The following is a 20,005-nucleotide window of genomic DNA, read 5'->3' on the forward strand; positions in this document are numbered from 1 at the left end:
GGGCTTCGGGTACAATTCTACCCATGAATACGACGGAACGGAAACTGGTGTTCGCGCCCTGGGGCTCGGATACATACGGCGATGATATTTTGCTCTTCGAGCACGGCCTGCTCTTCGGCCTTGAGCTGGCGGTGGAGACCGCCGGCGGGATGAGCTTCGCCGATGTCCACGAGGTCCTCGGCGGCGCGGACAAGCGGGAGCGCCCCATGCCGGCGCTCGCCGAGGCCGACGTGCGCGCCCTGGCGGCCCGGGCGAAGTGCGACGTCTTTGTCGACGGTATGTTTCAGTGCAAGCGCGATCCGGAAACCGGCGGCCTGACCGAAGTCATCGTCGCGATGCGTCTATTTTTCCCCAAGGAAGACAAATTCGAAGCGCCCGACGCCCTGCTGTTCCACACGTTTCAGCCCGAAGGAACGCCCGCCAAGCTCACGCCGGACTACGATATTTTTATCGCCCTGCAATATCAGCTCAGCGAAGCGCTGTTCGCCGCGCTGAAGATCAATCCGCCGATCTCATTCACAACGGACACGCTGCAAGTCACGCCGCGATGGGACGCCTATGAGCTTTTGATCAAGGGCAAGCGCTTGACCCAGATCGCCGAAAACAAGCTGGGCTACTACGAGCAGGCCCTCCAGCGCGATCCGCAGTTCTTCCTCGCGCTTTACAATAGCGCCATGCTTTACAAAACCCAGACCGATTACCACAGCGCCCGCAACCGACTGATGCGCGCCGCCAGCGCCACCGAGGATCCCCGCCTGCTCGGCGACGTTTACTTCGAGCTCGGCTTGGCGTCGATCTATCTGGGCGACACCAAAACTGCCCGCAACTTCTGGGAAAAAGCCTTGGAGTACGGCGGTGAAAACCCGTCGCTTTACGTCAATATGGCCGGCACTTACGAGCAGGAAGAAAAGTGGGCGGAGGCGCGCCAGCTCAACGAGATGGCGCTGGACAAATTCCCGGATTTCCACAAAGCCATCGTCAATCTGGCGCGCCTGCACGCCATGATGGGCCAGCTCGACCAGGCGATCCCCCTCTACGAACGCGCCCTGGAACTCCAGCCCGACGACGCCCTCCGCCACTCCGTCCTCGGCGGCTGCTACCTCGCCGCCGACCGCATCGAAGACGCCCGCGCCCAATTCGAACGCGCCGTCGAAATCGACCCTGAAAGCGATCCCGGCAAATACGCCCAGCAGGAGCTCACAAAGATGGGCCCGGCGAAGCCCGAAGGTGGGGACGATGACGAAGGGAAAAAAAAGAAACGGTGGGGACTTTGGTAGGGCGCCGAGTTAGGTTTTTCGATGCTCGATCAAAAGGGATCGCGAATATAAAATCCACGCGTTTGCATCGCGGATGTAAAATCCACGTATGGGAAGCCTTCGGCTAATTGTCCGTGCCGGACAAACAAATCTCTGTGGTCGATAAACCATCGTTTGTCCGTCTGGCACGGACGGTTAGCCCGAAGGGCTCCAAGGCGTAGGTTTTATACCCGCGATGCAAACGCGTGGAATTTCTATACCTGCTTGATTACTCACTCCCACAAACAATATCGATCTCAGCCCACAATCTCCACCACAACCTTCCCCAGCGCGCCCTTTTCCACCTCCGCGTGCGCGTCCATCGCCGTTTCCATCGTGAAGCGGCGCTCGTTTAAGAGCGGCGTTAGCTTTCCTGCCTCGGCGAGCTTAGTTGCTTCGCGCAGGATCTCGCCGTGGTGGGCGCGGCCTTTGCCGGTGAGCAGCGGCAGCAGGGTGAAGACGGCGGAGTAGGTGGCGGCGCGGAAGGACAGGGGCGAGAGGTCATAGGGGCCGCGTCCCAGACAGCTGACCGCGTGGCCGGTGTAGGTCTTGACGGCGCGGAAAGTGTCGTCCAGCGTAGTTCCGCCCACGGTGTCGTAGACGACATCGAATCCCTCGCCGTCTGTATACACGGTGACGTACTCTTCCACGGACATGGCTTTGTAATCGATCGGCGTCGCGCCGAAGCGCTCGGCGATTTCTTTCTTTTGCGGCGAGACGGTCGCGAACACCTCGGCGCCTAGGGCGCGTGCGAGCTGCACCGCGACATGGCCCACGCCGCCCGCGCCGCCGTGGATCAGAACTTTCTGCCCAGCCTGCACGTGAGCCTGGTCCACCACTCCCTCCCAGGCCGTGATGAACACCAGCGGCAGAGCGGCGGCCTCGCGCATCGTAAGATTGGCGGGCTTGCGCGCGAGCAGACGGGCGTCCACGGCGGCGAACTCCGCGAGCGTTCCTGGAATTCCGGCGACGCCGCCCGTCATGCCGTAGACCTCATCGCCGATCTGGAAATCGTCAACGCCAGGCCCGACGGATTCGACGACGCCGGTGAGATCCATTCCCAAAACTGCGGGAAGGGGGTTCTTGGCGTGTCCGCCCCTGCCGGCTCGGATTTTCGTATCGAGCGGATTGACGCCGCTGGCGTGAATCCGCACCAGCGCTTCGCCCGCTCTCGGTTCGGGACGCGCGATCTCGGTGAGTTGGAGCGGCCCATTCTCTTCGCTGAGAACAAGCGCGCGCATTGTGTGATTACCAGACATGATTGTGATTCCTTCGTGAGTGATTTCGCCGTTTTGAGCCGATTGGCGTTCTCAGGCGCTGCCCTGACAATGAAAGCGGTTACACCGCGCCGCCAATTTGTCGAAAATCCTCGACTTCGGGCGGGGGATACGATATAATCAAAACAGATGCAGCCGCCCAACCGTTCCCAGCTCACCCTTTTCCTCCTCGTTGTCTCCCCAGGCGCGGTGATTACCGCCGTCTGCGGCTTCTACGTATTCCAAGACTGGGCAGCGCTGAGCCGGACATTTCACACATTTGAGACACTGAGCGCGGGAAAGAGCGATCTGCGCTCCGTCTTTGTCGCGGAATCGATGCAGAATGTGTACCGGATCAACTGCTTCGCCGAGGGGGTCGGCGCGCTGCTGGGCGCGGTGATTATGGCGATCGGAATCGTCGGAATGTGTCTATGCGGCCGACCGCAATCAGGCGTCACACACGCCGAACGTTAACACGCCGCAAAGGGGCAATCAATGCAGAAACTGATCGGATCGACCGGCGCGCGGCTTACCCTCGCCGCCGGATTAGGATATCTTACCCTCGTGTCAGCGCACGCGGAGGAGTGGAAGGCCAATGACAAGGCGGCCGCGCAGCTTCAGCCGGCGCAGACATTCGATGGATTCTCCGTGCGCCTTCCCGCATCGGTCGCCTCGCCCACCGTCGCCGATATCGCCGACGGAAAAGGCAAGAGCTACACCTGGAGCCTGAGCCCATCCGATGACAAGGGCGGCGTGTTCATCATCCGCACACGCCCGCTCGCCGCCGGCCAGACGCCGGATCAGATCCTGACGGACTGGACCACGCGCTCGGTTCTGACGCGCCTGGATGATGTCGGCAAATCGCCCGCGCAGTCGGGGACTGTGGGCGAGGGGACATTCACGCGTCTGTACTATCATGGCCGGGAGAAGACGGGGGCAAAGGACCTCGTACATGGCTTCGTTTATGTCGGAGTCGCGCAGAACCATGTCTTCGTGATCGAATCGCAGGATCCAACAGGCAAGTATACCGCGAGCCTGCCGCAGACGGAAGCGGCGGCGCTCACGCTCAAGGCCATCGCTCCGGATGTCCCGAAGCCGATAGACACCGGCAAAGAACTGTCGAGCGACGCGCATGCGGCGGATCTGGGCGCCGAAATTCAGACCGATGGCTATGCGCTGCGTCCGCCCAAAGGCTATGTGCGCGGCGAGCTTCCCATGGGCGACCAGGGCGTGTCGGTCACGGCCTGGGAAGGTCAGCCCAATGAGATGGGCATGCGCCCGATGTTCGTCTTCCGCACTACGCCGGTCAAAGGCGCGCACGCGGTGTCGCCGATCGAAGACGGTCTCGATACCGGCGTGGAGATGCTGCGCCGCTTCATCCCCAGCGTACAGGTTGACGCCACGCAGTACGGCATGGTGCACGGGCTGGAGTGCGCGTACACCACCTACACCGCGGCGCCGAACGCGCAGAATTTCCATGGCGTCATCTATTCCATTCACGATGGCGACAAGGTGATCATCGCGGGCGGGATCGACACCGCGCCGACCTCGGACAAGAGCGTGCCGATCATCGAAGCCGCCTGCCGATCGATTCGCAAGCCATAACCGCCTGCCCGTTTGAGCACAAACGCCTGCTCCGTCGATAAGAAGAATATCACACCGTTTCGACGCCCCTCGCCGCTGCGACGCCCTGTGCCGTCGCAGCGGCGAACGGCTGTATCATACCTGTCATGAGCGCAACAAAAACGACAATTTGGGACTGGATCCGCGACCTCGCCAAAGAGGCGCACGCCAATCGCGACGCCGATCGCTACCACATGGTCCGTCTGTTCTACGACGCCATGCAAATGATGTCCACGGATCCCAAGCAATCGCAGGCCATGCTGACCCAGGCCCGGCGCGAGGCCGTGCTGCTTTCACACGACTGGTTCATGCTGCTTTGCGATCACTGGCTCTGCCAGATCGCGGTGAACAAGCTGCCGGACTATGAACGCGCGCGCACGCTCGCCGAGGAGGCCGTCCGCGAGGCGATGTCTCCCAAATACAACGGCCTGCCGCAGCGCGTCTGCGTGTTTGACGATCTGGTCGGCGTTTACCAGGGCCTCGACCCGCTAGGATACGCCGCCGAGATCGAGGACGCCTGCGCGCAGATGGAGCGCTACCAGCCCGATCCCTACAGCTGCGCCCACTGCCTGCGCGCCATCCGGATCGACCACGATCTGGAGCACGGACGCCTGGAGGAAGCCAAATCGGGCGCTCTCGCGGGCCTCAAGGCGCCCGAGCGCACGGACCACTATCCGCCGCTCTACTACCTGAGTCTCTGCCACATCGCCTTCGCCGAAGGCGACTTCGCGGGAATGGCGCACTGGGCCGGCGCCGGCCACGTTTTCCATGGCCGGATGGGCGAGGAGCGCACGAACATCGAACTGATGATGTGGTCCGCCCTCGCGCACGCCCGCCTCGGCGACCGATCAAAAGCGCTCGCTTCCTACCGCGCGGCCCGCTTCGCCGCCAAAACGCTGGGCCGCGCCATGTCCCCGCGTTACTACGATGCGCTCGCCGAATATCAGAAGGCCCTCGGGCGCGACAAACTCGCCCTGATCGCCCGCGACCAGCAGCTCCCCACCCTCGGCGGCGCCACGCATCTGGAATGCCAGTGCCGCCTCGACCGCCTGCGCCTGCTCGTCAAACTGGGACGGCCGTATGACGAAGAACTGGACGCCCTGCGCGCGATCGCCGCAAAACTGCGCGATCCGGCGGCGGTGCTGGCGATGGCGGGGGAGGCCCTCACTCACTCTCCGTAGTGACCTCCCCCCTCCCGTGGCAAACCCACCCCGGCGCTTCGCGCCACCCCTCCCGCCGACGGGAAGGGTTATTTCAGAGCGTGTTGTCGCAAGCGATGTCCGTAAGAGGCAATCTTACAAACCCTTCCCGTCGGCGGGAGGGGTCGGCCGAAGGCCGGGGGTGGGTTTGCCCCGGAGGGGTGGCGCGAAGCGCCGGGGTGGGTTTGCCACGGGAGGGGGCGGCCGAAGGCCGGGGATAGGTCAAATCTAAACGTATAGATATTTTGCAAATTATGGTGTATAATGCCTGAAACAGCGTTCGCGCGCACCCTTGTATTGCAACGACGCCCTTGCGCCCGCGCCAACATTCACCAGGAGCACCCATCATGTCGGATTTGAAACAGCATGTCGTCTGGTTCGTCACCGGAAGCCAGCACCTTTACGGACCGGAGACACTGAAGCAGGTCGCCGCGCATTCGCAGCAGATCGCGGAAGGGCTGAACGCGGACGCGGCGATCCCCGCCAGGATCGTCTTCAAGCCAGTGCTGACGACGCCGAGCGAGATTCATAAGCTGTTGCGCGACGCGAACTCCGACGACGAGTGCGCGGGCGTGATCACGTGGATGCACACATTCTCGCCCGCCAAAATGTGGATTGCCGGTCTCTCTGAACTGCGCAAGCCGCTGCTGCACCTGCACACCCAGTTCAACCGCGACATTCCGTGGTCCAGCATCGACATGGACTTTATGAACCTGAACCAGGCCGCGCACGGCGACCGGGAGTACGGGTTTATCGGAACGCGCATGGGAATCGCCCGCAAGGTCGTCGTCGGCTACTGGGAAGATCCGGCGATTCGTAAGTCCATCGGCGATTGGACCCGCACGGCGGTCGCGTACACGGAAGGCCGCCGCTTGAAAGTCGCCCGGTTCGGCGATAACATGCGCGAAGTGGCCGTCACCGAAGGCGACAAGGTCGAAGCGCAGATCCAATTGGGCTGGTCGGTCAACGGCTTCGGCGTCGGCGATCTCGTCGAACGAGTCAACAGCTTCTCCGACGCTGAAGTCAACACACTGATGGCGGAATACGCCGATCTGTACGACTTCGCCGACGGGCTCAAAGGCGAAGGTCCCGGACGCGATTCCGTCCGTGTCCAGGCGCGCATCGAGCTGGGCCTGAAATCGTTCCTGACCGAAGGCGGCTTCGGCGCTTTCACCACCACCTTTGAAGATCTGCACGGCCTCAAGCAGCTCCCCGGCCTCGCCGTCCAGCGCCTGATGGCGCAGGGCTACGGCTTCGGCGGCGAAGGCGACTGGAAGACCGCCGCCCTCGTCCGCGTGATGAAGATCATGGCGACCGGCGTCGGCAAGGGCACCTCCTTCATGGAGGATTACACCTACCATCTAGAACCCGGCAACGAACTGGTTCTCGGCGCGCACATGCTGGAGATCTGCCCGACCATCGCGGCGACCAAGCCGCGCATCGAAGTCCACCCGCTGGGCATCGGCGGCAAGGAAGATCCTGCCCGACTCGTCTTCGACGGCGCGTCCGGCCCCGCCATCAACGCCTCCCTGATCGACCTCGGGACCCGCTTCCGCCTGATCATCAACGCGGTGGACGCCGTCGAGGTCACCCAGTCCATGCCCAACCTCCCGGTCGCCCGCGTCCTCTGGAAGGCCCAACCCTCCCTGCGCGTCGCCGCCGAAACCTGGATCCTCGCCGGCGGCGCCCACCACACCAGCTTCTCACTGGACCTGACCGCCGAGCAGATGATCGACTGGGCCGAGCTGAACAAGATCGAGTATCTCTTGATCGACAACAGCACGACATCGCTTGGCTTCCGGAACGAACTGCGCTGGAGCGACGCGGCTTGGCGCGGGCGGTAGGAGAATGCCCCCCGGCCCTTCGGGTGCTCCCGAGCAAACCCACCCCGGCGCTTCGCGCCACCCCCTCCCACCGACGGGAAGGGTTTGTAAGATGGCCTCTTACGAAAAGTGTTTGCGATAACACACTCTGAAATAGCCCTTCCCGTCGGCGGGAGGGGTCGGCCGAAGGCCGGGGGTGGGTTTGCCCGGGAGGGGTGGCGCGAAGCGCCGGGGTGGGTTTGCATTGGGCGCCCGAAGGCCGCAAGGATTTGCCAACAAACAGCAAGAAAACAACACCATGAAATCCATCAAACTCACCGGCCTGCGCCGCATGGAGATGTTCGACGTCCCGAAGCCGGAGCTCGCCTCCGACCATGATGTCCTGATCAAAATGGCCGCCATCGGCATCTGCGGATCGGATGTCCATTATTTTGCCGAAGGCGGCATTGGCGTCCAAGTCGTGCAGTATCCTTATGCGGCCGGACATGAAGGCGCGGGGGTCGTCGAAGCGGTCGGGGCGGCGGTGACGCAGATTAAAGTGGGCGACCGGGTCGCCTTCGATCCGGCGATTTCCTGCTGGGAGTGCGACCAGTGCCTCGCGGGGCGCAGCCACACTTGCCGCCGTCAAAGTTTTTTGGGCTGTCCGGGGCAGGTGGAAGGGTGCCTGGCGGAGTATCTGGTGCTGCCGGACCGCAACTGCTTCCCGATCCCGGATTCGATGACGCTCGAAGAGGCCGCCATTGCCGAACCATTGAGCATCGGCCTGCACGGCATCGCGCTGTCGATACCGCTGGCGGGCGCCAAGATCGGGATTTTGGGCGCGGGGCCCATCGGCTTGAGCGTTCTGCTTCCCGCGAAGGCGATGGGCGCGGGCAGGGTCTATATGACGGACAAGATCGACGCCCGTCTCGATGTCGCCTCCCGCGCCGGCGCGGACTGGGTGGGCAACCCGGACAAGATCGATGTCGTCCAAGCCGTCGCCGAACGTGAACCCGGTCTGCTCGATGTCGTCTTTGAATGCAGCGGCAAGCAAGAAGCCATGGATCAGGGCGTCGAACTCCTGAAGCCCGGCGGTAAACTGATGCTGATCGGCATTCCCGGTGCGCACAATCGCGTCTCATTCGACATCAACCAATTGCGGCGCAAAGAAATCACCGTGCAGAATGTCCGGCGCCAGAACGAACAGGTCCAGAACGCCATCGATATGATCGCCAATCGCACGATCGACGTCAGCGTGATGATCACACATCGATTCCCCTTCGAGCGAACGCAAGAAGGGTTCGATATGGTGACCGATTACCAGGACGGCGTTGTGAAGGCGATGGTTTTGGTGGGGTGAGGGCAAACCCACCCCGGCGCTTCGCGCGACCCCTCCGGGGCAAACCCACCCCCGGCCTTCGGCCGACCCCTCCCGCCGACGGGAAGGGTTATTTCAGAGTGTGTTATCGCAAACACTTTTCGTAAGAGGCCATCTTACAAACCCTTCCCGTCGGCGGGAGGGGGCGGCCGAAGGCCGGGGGTGGGTTTGCCCCGGAGGGGTCGCGCGAAGCGCCGGGGTGGGTTTGCTCATCCAATTTTTCTCATTCACAGGAGTTCCTACCCTTGTCACAATACACCATCGGTCTTGACTACGGAACCAGCTCGGTCCGGGCGGTCCTTGTCGATATCCAGTCCGGCGAAGAGCTGGCCTCGTCTGTCTTCCCCTACCCGCACGGCGTCGGCGGCGTGGTGATCGATCCCCGCGATCCCGATGTTGCACGTCAACATCCACGCGATTATTTGGATGGCGCGCAGGCCGTGATTACCGGCGTGCTGGATCAGGTAAAGGGGCGGCCGGGGTTTAGCGCCAATCAAGTGATTGGCCTGGGCGTCGATACGACGGGGTCCACGCCGATCCCGGTGGATGCGCAGGGGACGCCGCTGGCGCTGACGCCGGAGTTTGACGGCAATCTGGCGGCGATGGTCTATCTCTGGAAGGATCATACGGGACACGCCGAGGCCGCGCAAATTACAAAAACGGCTTCCGAGATTCGGCCACAGTATTTGCTGAAGTGCGGCGGGATTTACAGCGCCGAATGGTTCTGGTCGAAGATCCTACGCTGTCTGCACGCCAACCCCGAAGTATTTAACGCCGCGTATACCTGGGTCGAACACGCCGACTGGTTGCCCGCTGTGCTGACGGGCACGGCGCATCCCGACAAGATCCAGCGCGGGATCTGCGCCGCCGGACATAAGGCGATGTTCCATCCCAGCTGGGGCGGCTATCCGGACGCAGAGTTTTTGACGGCGCTCGATCCCAAGCTGGCCCGCGTCGGCGCCAGCCTCCCGAATGTCGCTTACGCCGCCGGACAGGTGGCGGGAACGCTCAGCCTGGAGTGGGCGGAGCGCACGGGCCTGAGTGAAGGGATCGCGGTTTCTGTCGGCGCGTTCGACGCGCATCTGGGCGGCGTCGGCTCCGGCATCAAGCCGGGCGCGCTGGTCAAGAACATCGGAACTTCGACCTGCGATATGATGATCGCGCCGCTGGATCAAGAACTCGCCGATATCCCCGGCCTCTGCGGCATCGTCCCCGAATCGATCCTGCCGGGCTACTATGGCCTGGAGGCTGGACAGTCGGCTGTCGGCGATATCTTCAACTGGTTCGTCAACGGCATTCAGCCGGGCGGCCTGGGTCATGAAGAACTGACGGCCATTGCCGAAAAACTCGCCCCCGGCGAAAGCGGCTTGCTCGCCTTAGACTGGCACAACGGCAACCGTACGATCCTGGTCGATCAGCGCCTCACCGGCGCCGTTCTCGGCCTGACCTTGCAGACAACGCCCGCCGAGCTGTATCGCGCCTGGATTGAAGCGACGGCGTTTGGCGCGCGCGTCATTATGGAGCGTCTGGAAGAATACGGCCAAAAAGTGGAGCAGATCATCAACTGCGGCGGCATCTCGGTCAAGAACCCGATGGTGATGCAGATCTACGCCGACATCATGGGCCGCCCCATCGCCATCTCCCGCTCCACGCAGACCGCCGCGCTCGGTTCGGCTGTCGCCGCCGCCGTCGCCGCCGGGGCCTTCCCGGGCTTCGCCGAGGCGACCGAGAAGATGACCGCGCTGAACCCGCGCATCTTCGAGCCGAACTTGGAAAGCCAGAAGACCTATGACCGGATCTACGCACAGTATAAGAAGATCCACGACGCCTTCGGCGTCCAAGGTTCACAGGGCGATCTGTTCGGCGTGATGAAAGAGCTGCTCTCGATCCGCGACGAGGTGCGCAATGTCTAATCTGACCATCGACGAACTCAAAGAGTCCGTCTACACCGCCAACATCGCGCTCGTGCAGGCCGGCCTCGTCGTCCTGACCTGGGGCAACGCCAGCGCCGTGGACCGCGAACGCGGCGTCGTCGCCATCAAACCAAGCGGCGTCGCCTACGATGTCCTGACGCCCAAGGACATCGTTCTCGTCTCCCTGGAGACCGGCGAACTGCTGCCCGGCGAGACAATGCGCGCGTCGTCGGACACGCCCACGCACGTCCATCTTTATCAGCAGTGGCCCGAAATCGGCGGCATTGCGCACACCCACTCGCGCAACGCCACCAGCTGGGCGCAAGCCTGCCGCGAAATCCCCTGCTACGGGACCACGCACGCCGACACCTTCTACGGCCCCGTCCCTCTCGCCCGCCCACTGACAAGCGAAGAAATCGACGCCGGCTACGAACTCAACACCGGCGTCTTGATCGTGGAGCACTTCCGCGAAAACCATCTCGACCCCGACCACGTCCCCGGGATCATCCTTTCCTTCCACGCCCCGTTCGCCTGGGGCAAAACGGCGGCGAAGGCCGTGGAGCACGCCATCGTCCTGGAAGAAGTCGCCGGCCTCGCACTGCGCACCGAGCAGATCAACGCGCAGGCGGCCACGACGCCGCAGTCGATCCTGGACAAGCACTTTCGGCGTAAGCATGGGGCGGATGCTTATTATGGGCAGCCGAAGTAGGGGGTGGGCTCTATTCCCCCCCGCTTGGGTAAGTTTCCCCTTTTTCCGCTTCGGCCCATGCAAACCCACCCCGGCGCTTCGCGCCACCCTTCCCGTCGGCGGGAGGGGTCGGCCGAAGGCCGGGGGTGGGTTTGCCAGGTCGAAGCCGGGAAAGGGGACAAACGAGCCAAAGCGAGTTGAGGGGATGGGGCTTATTCTTCACGCAAACCAATCCAAACCACATCAAACCCAACCAAAAATTGGTCATTGACACGGTACTTTCAACACGATATAATGCATTCACCACAAACGGACTGTCGCCGCCCGGGTATTTCCGCGCCGCGCGTCCCGAGGAGCGACATGATTTCTAAACGTTTCAACATTTCCCGATCGCTCGCCGCCGCCGCCGTCTTCATCAGCGCCTGCGGCGTCGCGGCCCCGCAGGCGCGCGCGGCGGAGGCGGCCGCCGGTTACTGGCCTTTGGATGAGGGGACGGGAACCACGACGGCCGACGCCGGCGGGCAGGGCGCGACGGGGACGCTGATGGACGGCGCCGGGTGGGCGACGGACGCCAAAGTTGGCAAGTCCGCGCTGGCGCTGGGAGGACACGGAAGCGTCGATGTGGCGAACTCCGTGATCGACACCAGTCAAAGCTTCACGGTGTCGGCCTGGGTCAAGCTGAAAACCGTCGGCGGTTTTCAGACATTCGTGAGCATCGACGGGGATAAGATTAGCGGCTTTTTCCTGCAATTGCGCTCCTCGGGCAACTTTGGATTCACCCATTACGAAGCCGACAATCCGGACTCGCGCTCCGCGATCGCCGGGGCGCTGGCGCAAACCGAGCCGAACGTTTGGTATCACCTGATCGGCGTTTACGACGCCGACGCCAAGCAAATCAAGCTCTATGTCAACGGCGTTCTCCAGGACACCGCGCCGCTGGATAAATCCTGGCGCGCGCAGGGACATCTGGAGATCGGACGCGGCAAGTACAACGGCGCGTCCGTGGACTTCTCCGACGCCGAAATTGACGATGTGCGCGTCGCCCAGGGCGTTCATGTTGATCCCGCCGTGCTCGCCAGTGTGAAGGAGGACACTCCCTCCCTGCCGGCGACGATGACGATCGATTTCACGCAGAACGGCCCGAAGGTCAGCCCTCTAATGTATGGCCTGATGATCGAGGACATCAGCCACTCCATCGACGGCGGCCTGTACGCCGAGCTGATCCGCAACCGCGCCCTGAAGGACGACGGGAATAAGCCGGTCTACTGGGACGCCTACCCCAGCAGCAGCTTCGCATCGATCGCCGTCGATACCCGCCAGCCCGTCCCAAATACGGCGCTGACCTCCAGTCTGCGCCTTGACGCAAGCAGCGCCGGCGGCGGAATCGCCAATGAAGGTTACTGGGGGATCCCTGTGGCGCCAAGCACGAAGTACCGCGCTTCGTTCTATGCGAAGTCCGACGGCAAGTACAGCGCGCCGCTGACGGTCTCGATCCAGAGCAATGACGGAGCGGCCACATTCGCCACGGCGACGGTCGCCGGCGTGACAGGCGATTGGAAGAAGTACACCGTCACCCTGACCACGGATAAATCTGCTCCCAAGTCTCAGAACAACAAATTCGTGATCGCCGCCGGCGCTTCGGGCGCGCTCTGGTTCACGCAAGTGTCGCTTTTCCCGCCGACCTTCCATGACCGGCCGAACGGAACGCGCGTCGATCTGATGAAGCATCTCGACGCTATCCATCCCGCGTTCCTGCGCATGCCGGGCGGCAACTATCTGGAAGGCAACACGATCGCCGAGCGCTTCGACTGGAAGAAGACCATCGGGCCGATCGAGCAGCGTCCCGGACACCAGGATCCATGGGGCTATCGCTCCAACGACGGCTTCGGCTTGATGGAATATTTAGAATGGTGCGACGACCTGAAAATGGAGCCGCTGCTGGCGGTCTTCGCGGGCTTTGCTCTGGGACACGAACACGTGAGCACCGCCGCCGAAGTGCAGCCGTACGTTCAGGACGCCCTGGATGAGATTGAATATCTCATCGGCGGCCCCGACACCCAATGGGGCGCCGAGCGCGTGAAGGACGGTCACCCGAAGCCGTTCTCGCTGCACTACGTGGAGATCGGCAATGAAGACTTCTTCGATAACTCCGGCAGTTATGAAGTCCGCTACGCCGCCTTCCACGACGCCATCAAGGCAAAATATCCGCAACTCTTATTAATCGCGACGCGCAGTGACGTCAAGTCCCGCAAGCCCGATGTCATCGACGATCACTACTACCAGTCGGCGCGATCCTTCGAGGCCGATTGGCGCCATTACGACAAGAGCGACCGCACCGCACCGAAGGTCTTCGTCGGCGAGTACGCCAGCCAGGAAGGAGTCCCGACGCCAAATCTGAAGGCCGCGCTCGGCGACGCCGCCTTCATGGCCGGCTTCGAGCGCAACGCCGACGTGGTCCAGATCGCATCCTACGCGCCGCTGCTGGTGAACGTCAACCCCGGCGCCTCGCAGTGGGGCACCAACCTGATCGGCTTCGACGCGCTGAACAGCTACGTTTCACCCGCGTACTACACACAGCAGCTCTTCAGCCTCTACCATGGCGACACCGTCGTTCCCGCGACCGTCGAACACGGCGGCGCGCTGTCCTATGTCGTCAGCAAAGTGAGCAAAATGGGCGTGGTGTACGTGAAAGTCGTCAACCCAATGGCCTCGCCGATCACGACGACGATCACCCTGAACGGCGCCAAATCCATCGCCACGAAGGGATCGGCCATCGTCCTGACATCCGCGAACGACACGGACACCAACACGATCTCCGAACCGAAGAAGGTCGTCCCGGTCACGTCGCCGCTCAAGAGCGTCGGCAAGACGTTCCAATACACATTCGCCGGAAACTCGCTGACGGTGCTGACGCTGTCGGTGAAGTGACGGAGTGACCTATCCCCGGCCGCCCCTCCCTTGCAAACCCACCCCGGCGCTTCGCGCCACCCCTCCCGCCGACGGGAAGGGTTATTTCAGAGTGTGTTATCGCAGACAGCTTTCGTAAGAGGCAATCCTACAAACCCTTCCCGTCGGCGGGAGGGGGCGGCCGAAGGCCGGGGGTGGGTTTGCCACGAGAGCACGCGAAGCGCGGGAGTGGGTTTGAATCCCCTACCCCTCGTTATCCGTAACCGAATTCCCGGGGCGCGGGTCCGTGCGATTGTAACCCTGGCTGAGCTGGCGCCGGGAGCGCTGCTCTGTTTCGTCGGGGTCGCCGGCGACTTCTTTGAGCAAACGCGCGTGCATCGATTTCAGGCGCGCTTGATGCTTGGGATCTGCGGCGAGGTTGGTGAACTCTCCAGGATCGGCCGCGAGGTTGTAAAGCTCATGCTCAGCGGGATGGTCCTTGTCGATCACGGTATGGTAAACATACTTCCAGTCGCCGGCGCGGCACATCACGTAGCCCGACGCCGTATTGTGAGCGTAATACTCGCTGACCGCGAAGTCTTTCCAGGCTGTTTTATCGTGATCCATCCAGCGCGTCATGGAGTCGCCGTTCCAGTCGTCCGGCGCGTGTGCGCCCGCGATGTCCACGACCGTTTGGACAAGATCGACATGCGACGAAGCGCCCTGGCGGCGCTGGCCGCCTTTCCAGCGCTCCGGCCAGGAGATGACCAGCGGAACCCGGCTGGACTGTTCGTACATGCAGTTCTTCCACCACATGCTATGCTCGCCCATGTTTTCTCCGTGGTCCGAGGAGTAGATGATCACGGTGTTCTCGGCAATCTCAGGATGCGCGCGCAGGGCCGCAAGCACTTTGCCGATCTCGTTGTCGGCCCAATTCGCCAGCCCATAATAAAGCTCGCGTCCCTTACGCACAACATCGTCGGGAACGCCGATCTCCTCAAACCCGGCGCGCTGAACTTTGTAATTCAGCGGCAGGCGATCCAGGAACCCGTCGGGAATCTTCGGATTCTCCACCTTCCCCTCGTAACGCCGCCAGTAATCTTCCGGGACGACCAGCGGAAAGTGGGGCGCGAGATAGCCGACGAAGAGAAAGAAGGGCTCGTCGCTCGCATGATCCTGAGACAGAAACTCGACGGCGCCCGCCGTCACCCTCCGGTCATGCTCCACCGTACTGCCGCGATTTCCGGGATGAAATCCCTGGAAGCGCGGAGATAGCTGCTTCTGCTCAAGATAAGTCGGCGGGCGGCGGCGACCCAGCCCCGTCTGATACCAGTTGTTGAAATCGCCGCCGACCTCGGTGAAGCCATATCGGCGATTGTAATCGTAGTGCTGTTTTCCGCAGAGAAACGATTTGTATCCCGCCGCATTCAGCACGCGGGGAAGCGACGCGATCTCTGGATCCGGCAGCTGCGAAGTCAGCCCCCAGGCGTCGACATGCGACACATACTTCCCGGCGGTCAGAGAAAGTCGGGAAGGGGCGCAAAGGGGAGAGTTACAGTAGTGAGTATCGAAGGTGATCCCCTGCTTCGCCAGAGCGTCGATGTTCGGCGTCTGAATCACCGTGTTGCCGTAGTATCCCGCGACCGAATGGTTATGCTCATCGGACATAATCCATAAAATATTGGGTTTTGAACGGCGTTTCGCAGTCGCCGCGGAGCTGCTCCTGGGAAGAGCGAGCCCGCAAACTCCCGCCGCAGCGGCCCCTAGAAAATCCCGCCGTGAAATGGGCCGTGTCTCCTGCATCTCTATTCTCCTTACGAGGCCGTCGAATCGGATGGTATTCGACGCAAACCTTCTTATATCATTTTATCCGTTCTTAATGCAAGTATCTATATCATAAAAGTACACATATGCTCGATATTCGTGACTTCAAAACATTTGCGTCAATCTCTGTGAAATTTTTCACAGAGATTGAACTTATCGATCGGTCTGTCTGTTGATCGGAACATAGCCGGTTTGCAAGTGAAGGCTCATCCTGAGGAGGTTTTCCCCTCACCAATCACGAAGGAGCAACAACATGTTCAAACAGCGGAGTTCGTGGGCGTCCAGCCTTGTCACCGGCCTGATCGGCTGGAACGGCTTTTTCATCATCGTCGCCCTGGCGTTCGGCCTTTCGGTCTCGCCGGTCACGCTTTTCCTGGCCGGCTCCCTCGCCGCCGTCGCCCAGATCGTCATCCTGCGACTGCTGTTCTTTAAGATCCATCTGGACCGAAATCTTGGCTACGGCGCGGTCTTTGGGACGATCAGCGCGGCGATGCTGATCGTCGTCGACTTCGCGCTGTTCCCCGCGCTGACCGAGCATCTCGTGATCTGGTTCCTCACCGCCGTCTATATCGGCCCCGCCGTCGGCGCGTTCCTCAGCTACTTTTACAAGGACGACCGTGAGATCGAAGCCGAGGCGCCGGCCGGGCAGCCGGTCGATTATGGGCGCGACGGCCACTGGCTGGAGCCGTTCGCTTTCGGCGCCGTCGCCTACTTACTCGTCTTCATGCCCCATACCGGCGATATCGCCGTATCGGCATTGATGGTCGGCGCGATGAGCGGCGTCTTCGCCGCCGGCGCCAGCCACTTTGTTCTCTTCTCCAAGGCGCGCCGCCCCATCCTGCCCTTCACCATCGGTCTCCTTGGCGGCGCGCTGCAGGGCGCGGTCACCGGCCTGCTGTTTCGACATTATGCGAACGCGCTCTGGCTTTCGCCCATCGCCCTCGGCGCCGCGTCCGGAGTTTTGACCTATTTGATGACGATCACGCGCGGCTACACGCTCGCGCGAGCGGAAGATCTCGCTGAGGCTGCGGGGGACGCCGCATGACGACCGTGGCCCTCGTCTCCTTTCTCTGCCGCGTGCTGCACATCGCGTCCACCTGCACCTCGCTCGGCGGTCTCTTCTACGCCCGCATGGTGCTCTGGCCGACACTGGACACACTGGCGCCCGACGTTCGCGAGACGTTTCTCGCGCAGGCGATCCGCCGCTTCGCCGTCATCAAATGGACGGGCGTGGCGACGGTCGCCGTCACGGGCGTCATCCAGTGGTATTTGACCTTCCCGCACATCGTCAACCAGATGCATTATGTGCTCTTCTTCGCGGTCAAAATGACGGGCGCCGTCGGCCTCTTCAGCATCACCTTCCTGCTGGCCCTCCCCACCGAAAACCTGCGCCAGATGCGCCTTCAGCGCGCCTTCTGGTCCGGTCTGAATATCGTCTGCGGCCTGACGATTCTGATCGGCGCCGCGCTGATGCACTCCGCCGCGCGGCGATAAGCCAAAGTTGTGATACACTGAACACGGAGGCTCACCATGTCATTTTACGCTTTTAACATCGCCGTCAAAGGCCCGACGCAAGAGGAAATCGCAAGCTATCTGGAATCTCTGGGCGAAGCCGGCGCGGTGACGCCGACGGAAAACGGAACCACGGTCTTCTCATCGGATGACTGCTCAGAAAAGAACCATATCGAGCGCCTGGCCCGAGCGGCCTCCCAGCGCTTCGCCTGCCCCGCTCTCGCCATGCACAACTACGACGACGCGATTCTCTGGTATCAATTGATCGTCAACGGCGAGCAAGCCGACGAATACGATTCCTGCCCCTCCTACTTCGACTTCGGCTTTCAGGACAATCCGCCGCGCGGCCCGGAAGGCGGAAACGCCCGGCTCCTCTGCGAGACATGGGGCGCCGAGTCCCTCTGGATCCCGCTCGTGGAAAGCATCCTGCGCAGCCATAACGTTCCCGGCCGAGATATTCCGGACTTCGACGCCCAAATGCAAAGTTTTCTGGAAGGCGCGCCCATCCACGCCACGTTTCCTCCCAATATGCCTTCCGGCATGCAAAGCGATATCTTAAACCGCCTGAGCGACCTCGCCTCCAGCATCTCAAAAACACCCGAATCTTATCTTGGAAATCCCGATTCCCTCTTCACCCGCGCCGTCCAAATGCTCCCGCCCGCCGCGCGGGACACATTCATGGCGAAGTTCAACAACGCCTGCATTGAAGCCGGCGTCGGCGAGCAAGCCGCGGATTCCTCACTCCAATCCGGATTCAGCGACGAACGCGAACGCCACGCCGCCCTCGCCGCCGCGCTCGGCCTGCCGCGCATCGTCGCCTCCCTCTGCGGAATGCAGGAAGAGGATTTGGTCCCCGAAGGAACGATATTCGTTGGGGAAGGTCAGTGAGGAATACCGATGTCATTTTATGCCTATAACATCGCCATCAAGGGGCCGACGCAGGCCGAAACGGCGAGTTACTTTGAGGGATTGGGCGAGATTGGAGTCGTCACACCCCAGGAAAACGGGACGACGGTGTTTTCGTCAGAAGACTGCACGGAAAAGAACCACATCGAGCGCCTGGCCCGAGCGGCCTCCCAGCGCTTCGCCTGCCCCGCGCTCGCCATGCACAACTACGACGACGCCCTTCTCTGGTATCAATTGATCGTGAACGGCCAACTTGCCGACGAATATCATTCTTGCCCGGCATATTTTGACTATGGCGGCCGAGCCAACATCCCGGAGGAGCCAGACGGCGGCAATGCGCGAACACTCTGCGCGACGTGGGGAATAGACAACGCGTGGATTCCGCTTATCGAAGGGATTTTTCGAGAAACGAAGAACACAACGCGAGATTCTCCGGAATTGAGCGATGAAATACGGAATTTTCTGTGGCGTGGCGGTGAGCTTCCCTCAGCAACTTCTGAAAGCGAAGGCTCTCAATTCGCACGCGCTCTTCAGGCGCTGCCGCAGGCAATGCAGGACGACTTCCTGTCAAATTTCAGCCAGGCGTGCATCGCCGCTGGCGTCGGCGATCGAACTTCGGAAGCCGCGAGCCGCTTCGGATTTCTGCAAGAACGCGGGCGCCACGCCGCCCTCGCCGCGGCGCTGGGATTACCGCTGTCCGTGCTCTCATTATGCAGCGTGGAGGAAGAAGACATGATCCCCGAAGGCTCCATATTGATCGGGATAGACGAGGAAGAGTGATCACGGAATCGTCAAAATACAACGGTCGATGACGCCTATGGCTCCTCGGCGCGTCTTCGGTAGCCGCGCGGGCTCATCCCGGTGTGCCGCTTGAACCAGTGGGAGAAGTATGGAGGGTCCATCCCCAGGTCGGCGGCGATGGAGAAAATTGGCTGCGCCCCCCGATCCAGCACACCTTTGGCGTGGGCGAGCCGTTGCTGGTCGAGGAAGCGCGCGGGGGGAACGCCCATCTGGGCGCGGAAGAGATGGGCCATTCTTGACGCGGAGAGTCCGCCGACTTTCACCAGATCCGCAGGCCGGATCGGCTGGTCGAGACGTTGCGAGATGAAGTCCATCACGGCGAGGACGCGGCCGTCCAGGCGCGTTCGGCCTACCGGGGCGTTCTGCGTATCGCACCAGAGTAGAGCCTCCTCCAGATCGTTCATGGCGAAGTCGATGCGCTGGCGCAATCCGCCATTCGCCACTCGCACGGCCTCCACCAGACATCGAACGATCTTTTCCCGCACAATCGGCTCATTGAGCTGGAGGCGCATCACGCCCGGCGCAACTTCAGGCCAGGTAAGCCAGGGCAGCCATTCCGGTCGCGGATGAAAGTGGATCCATAACTGATCCCAGAGATCATCCCGATCCTCTGAGGTGTAGTCATGCGGAACTCCAGGACGAACAAGCACCAGATCGTGTCCTTCGATGATCACCGGATCGCTCTTGGTGTCGAAGCGGCCCGCGCCCGCGAATGCGGCGAGGAGAAGCCAGTCAGTCGTCCCATGCTCCCGCCAAACCCGGAAGCTGGGAGGGTAGTCCCCTCGCCCAGCAAGCAAGCGCTCCACGACCGGCAACAGAGTATGAACGTGGTTCGTATTAGGATTCTTGCGTTCGTCTCTCATTCAGCACTCATCATAGCAGAGATTCACAAGTTTTCAGCCGTAAAACGCATGGACGCGAA

At 61.9% G+C, this 20,005-nt stretch carries 16 protein-coding genes; 13 read left to right on the top strand and 3 right to left on the bottom strand.

The features are described from left to right. Positions 1-23: 23 nt before the first annotated feature. Positions 24-1,277, top strand: coding sequence for a tetratricopeptide repeat protein (locus D5261_RS02940; RefSeq protein WP_119323978.1), 1,254 nt, complete (start codon positions 24-26; stop codon positions 1,275-1,277). A 275-nt stretch (positions 1,278-1,552) separates the two neighbouring features. Here D5261_RS02940 and D5261_RS02945 read toward each other — a convergent pair whose 3' ends face one another. Then, positions 1,553-2,554, bottom strand: a complete 1,002-nt coding sequence (locus D5261_RS02945) for a zinc-dependent alcohol dehydrogenase family protein (RefSeq protein ID WP_119323979.1) — start codon at positions 2,552-2,554, stop codon at positions 1,553-1,555. Between the two features lie 147 nt (positions 2,555-2,701). Between D5261_RS02945 and D5261_RS02950 the strand changes: the two genes are divergently transcribed. The 8 genes from D5261_RS02950 to D5261_RS02985 all read left to right on the top strand — a co-directional run bounded on the left by D5261_RS02950 (position 2,702) and on the right by D5261_RS02985 (position 14,082). Next, on the top strand, positions 2,702-3,025 hold the full coding sequence (locus tag D5261_RS02950; RefSeq protein ID WP_119323980.1) for a hypothetical protein: 324 nt from the start codon (positions 2,702-2,704) through the stop codon (positions 3,023-3,025). A 21-nt stretch (positions 3,026-3,046) separates the two neighbouring features. Then, on the top strand, positions 3,047-4,156 hold the full coding sequence (locus tag D5261_RS02955; protein ID WP_119323981.1) for a hypothetical protein: 1,110 nt from the start codon (positions 3,047-3,049) through the stop codon (positions 4,154-4,156). A gap of 125 nt (positions 4,157-4,281) precedes the next feature. After that, positions 4,282-5,355, top strand: coding sequence for a hypothetical protein (locus tag D5261_RS02960; RefSeq protein ID WP_119323982.1), 1,074 nt, complete (start codon positions 4,282-4,284; stop codon positions 5,353-5,355). Between the two features lie 365 nt (positions 5,356-5,720). After that, positions 5,721-7,217, top strand: a complete 1,497-nt coding sequence (araA, locus tag D5261_RS02965) for an L-arabinose isomerase (protein WP_119323983.1) — start codon at positions 5,721-5,723, stop codon at positions 7,215-7,217. 277 nt (positions 7,218-7,494) lie between these two features. After that, positions 7,495-8,535, top strand: a complete 1,041-nt coding sequence (locus D5261_RS02970; RefSeq protein WP_119324050.1) for a zinc-dependent alcohol dehydrogenase — start codon at positions 7,495-7,497, stop codon at positions 8,533-8,535. A 263-nt stretch (positions 8,536-8,798) separates the two neighbouring features. Then, a complete protein-coding gene (locus D5261_RS02975; RefSeq protein WP_119323984.1) occupies positions 8,799-10,466 on the top strand; it encodes a ribulokinase in 1,668 nt (555 codons plus the stop codon). Continuing rightward, positions 10,459-11,175 (top strand): L-ribulose-5-phosphate 4-epimerase AraD, encoded by a 717-nt coding sequence (araD, locus tag D5261_RS02980; RefSeq protein ID WP_119323985.1) that lies wholly within the window; start codon positions 10,459-10,461, stop codon positions 11,173-11,175. Before D5261_RS02975 ends, araD begins: the two co-directional genes overlap by 8 nt. Before the next feature lie 339 nt (positions 11,176-11,514). Next, positions 11,515-14,082 (top strand): alpha-L-arabinofuranosidase family protein, encoded by a 2,568-nt coding sequence (locus D5261_RS02985; RefSeq protein ID WP_119323986.1) that lies wholly within the window; start codon positions 11,515-11,517, stop codon positions 14,080-14,082. A gap of 222 nt (positions 14,083-14,304) precedes the next feature. On the opposite strand, the gene D5261_RS02990 is transcribed toward D5261_RS02985, so the two are convergent. Then, complete coding sequence (locus D5261_RS02990; protein WP_119323987.1) at positions 14,305-15,843, bottom strand: sulfatase-like hydrolase/transferase; 1,539 nt, start codon at positions 15,841-15,843, stop codon at positions 14,305-14,307. Between the two features lie 274 nt (positions 15,844-16,117). On the opposite strand from D5261_RS02990, the gene D5261_RS02995 reads away from it, so the two are divergent. The 4 genes from D5261_RS02995 to D5261_RS03010 are packed head-to-tail and all read left to right on the top strand — an operon-like array spanning position 16,118 to position 19,062. Beyond that, positions 16,118-16,909, top strand: coding sequence for a hypothetical protein (locus D5261_RS02995; RefSeq protein WP_119323988.1), 792 nt, complete (start codon positions 16,118-16,120; stop codon positions 16,907-16,909). After that, positions 16,906-17,358, top strand: a complete 453-nt coding sequence (locus D5261_RS03000; RefSeq protein ID WP_119323989.1) for a hypothetical protein — start codon at positions 16,906-16,908, stop codon at positions 17,356-17,358. Before D5261_RS02995 ends, D5261_RS03000 begins: the two co-directional genes overlap by 4 nt. A gap of 36 nt (positions 17,359-17,394) precedes the next feature. Continuing rightward, positions 17,395-18,264 (top strand): hypothetical protein, encoded by an 870-nt coding sequence (locus D5261_RS03005; protein WP_119323990.1) that lies wholly within the window; start codon positions 17,395-17,397, stop codon positions 18,262-18,264. Positions 18,265-18,273: 9 nt separating this feature from the next. Further along, complete coding sequence (locus tag D5261_RS03010) at positions 18,274-19,062, top strand: hypothetical protein (protein WP_119323991.1); 789 nt, start codon at positions 18,274-18,276, stop codon at positions 19,060-19,062. Positions 19,063-19,097: 35 nt separating this feature from the next. Here D5261_RS03010 and D5261_RS03015 read toward each other — a convergent pair whose 3' ends face one another. Next, positions 19,098-19,946 (bottom strand): helix-turn-helix domain-containing protein, encoded by an 849-nt coding sequence (locus D5261_RS03015; protein ID WP_119323992.1) that lies wholly within the window; start codon positions 19,944-19,946, stop codon positions 19,098-19,100. Positions 19,947-20,005: the final 59 nt, after the last annotated feature.

The sequence above is a fragment of the Capsulimonas corticalis genome (assembly GCF_003574315.2).
GTDB lineage: Bacteria > Armatimonadota > Armatimonadia > Armatimonadales > Capsulimonadaceae > Capsulimonas > Capsulimonas corticalis.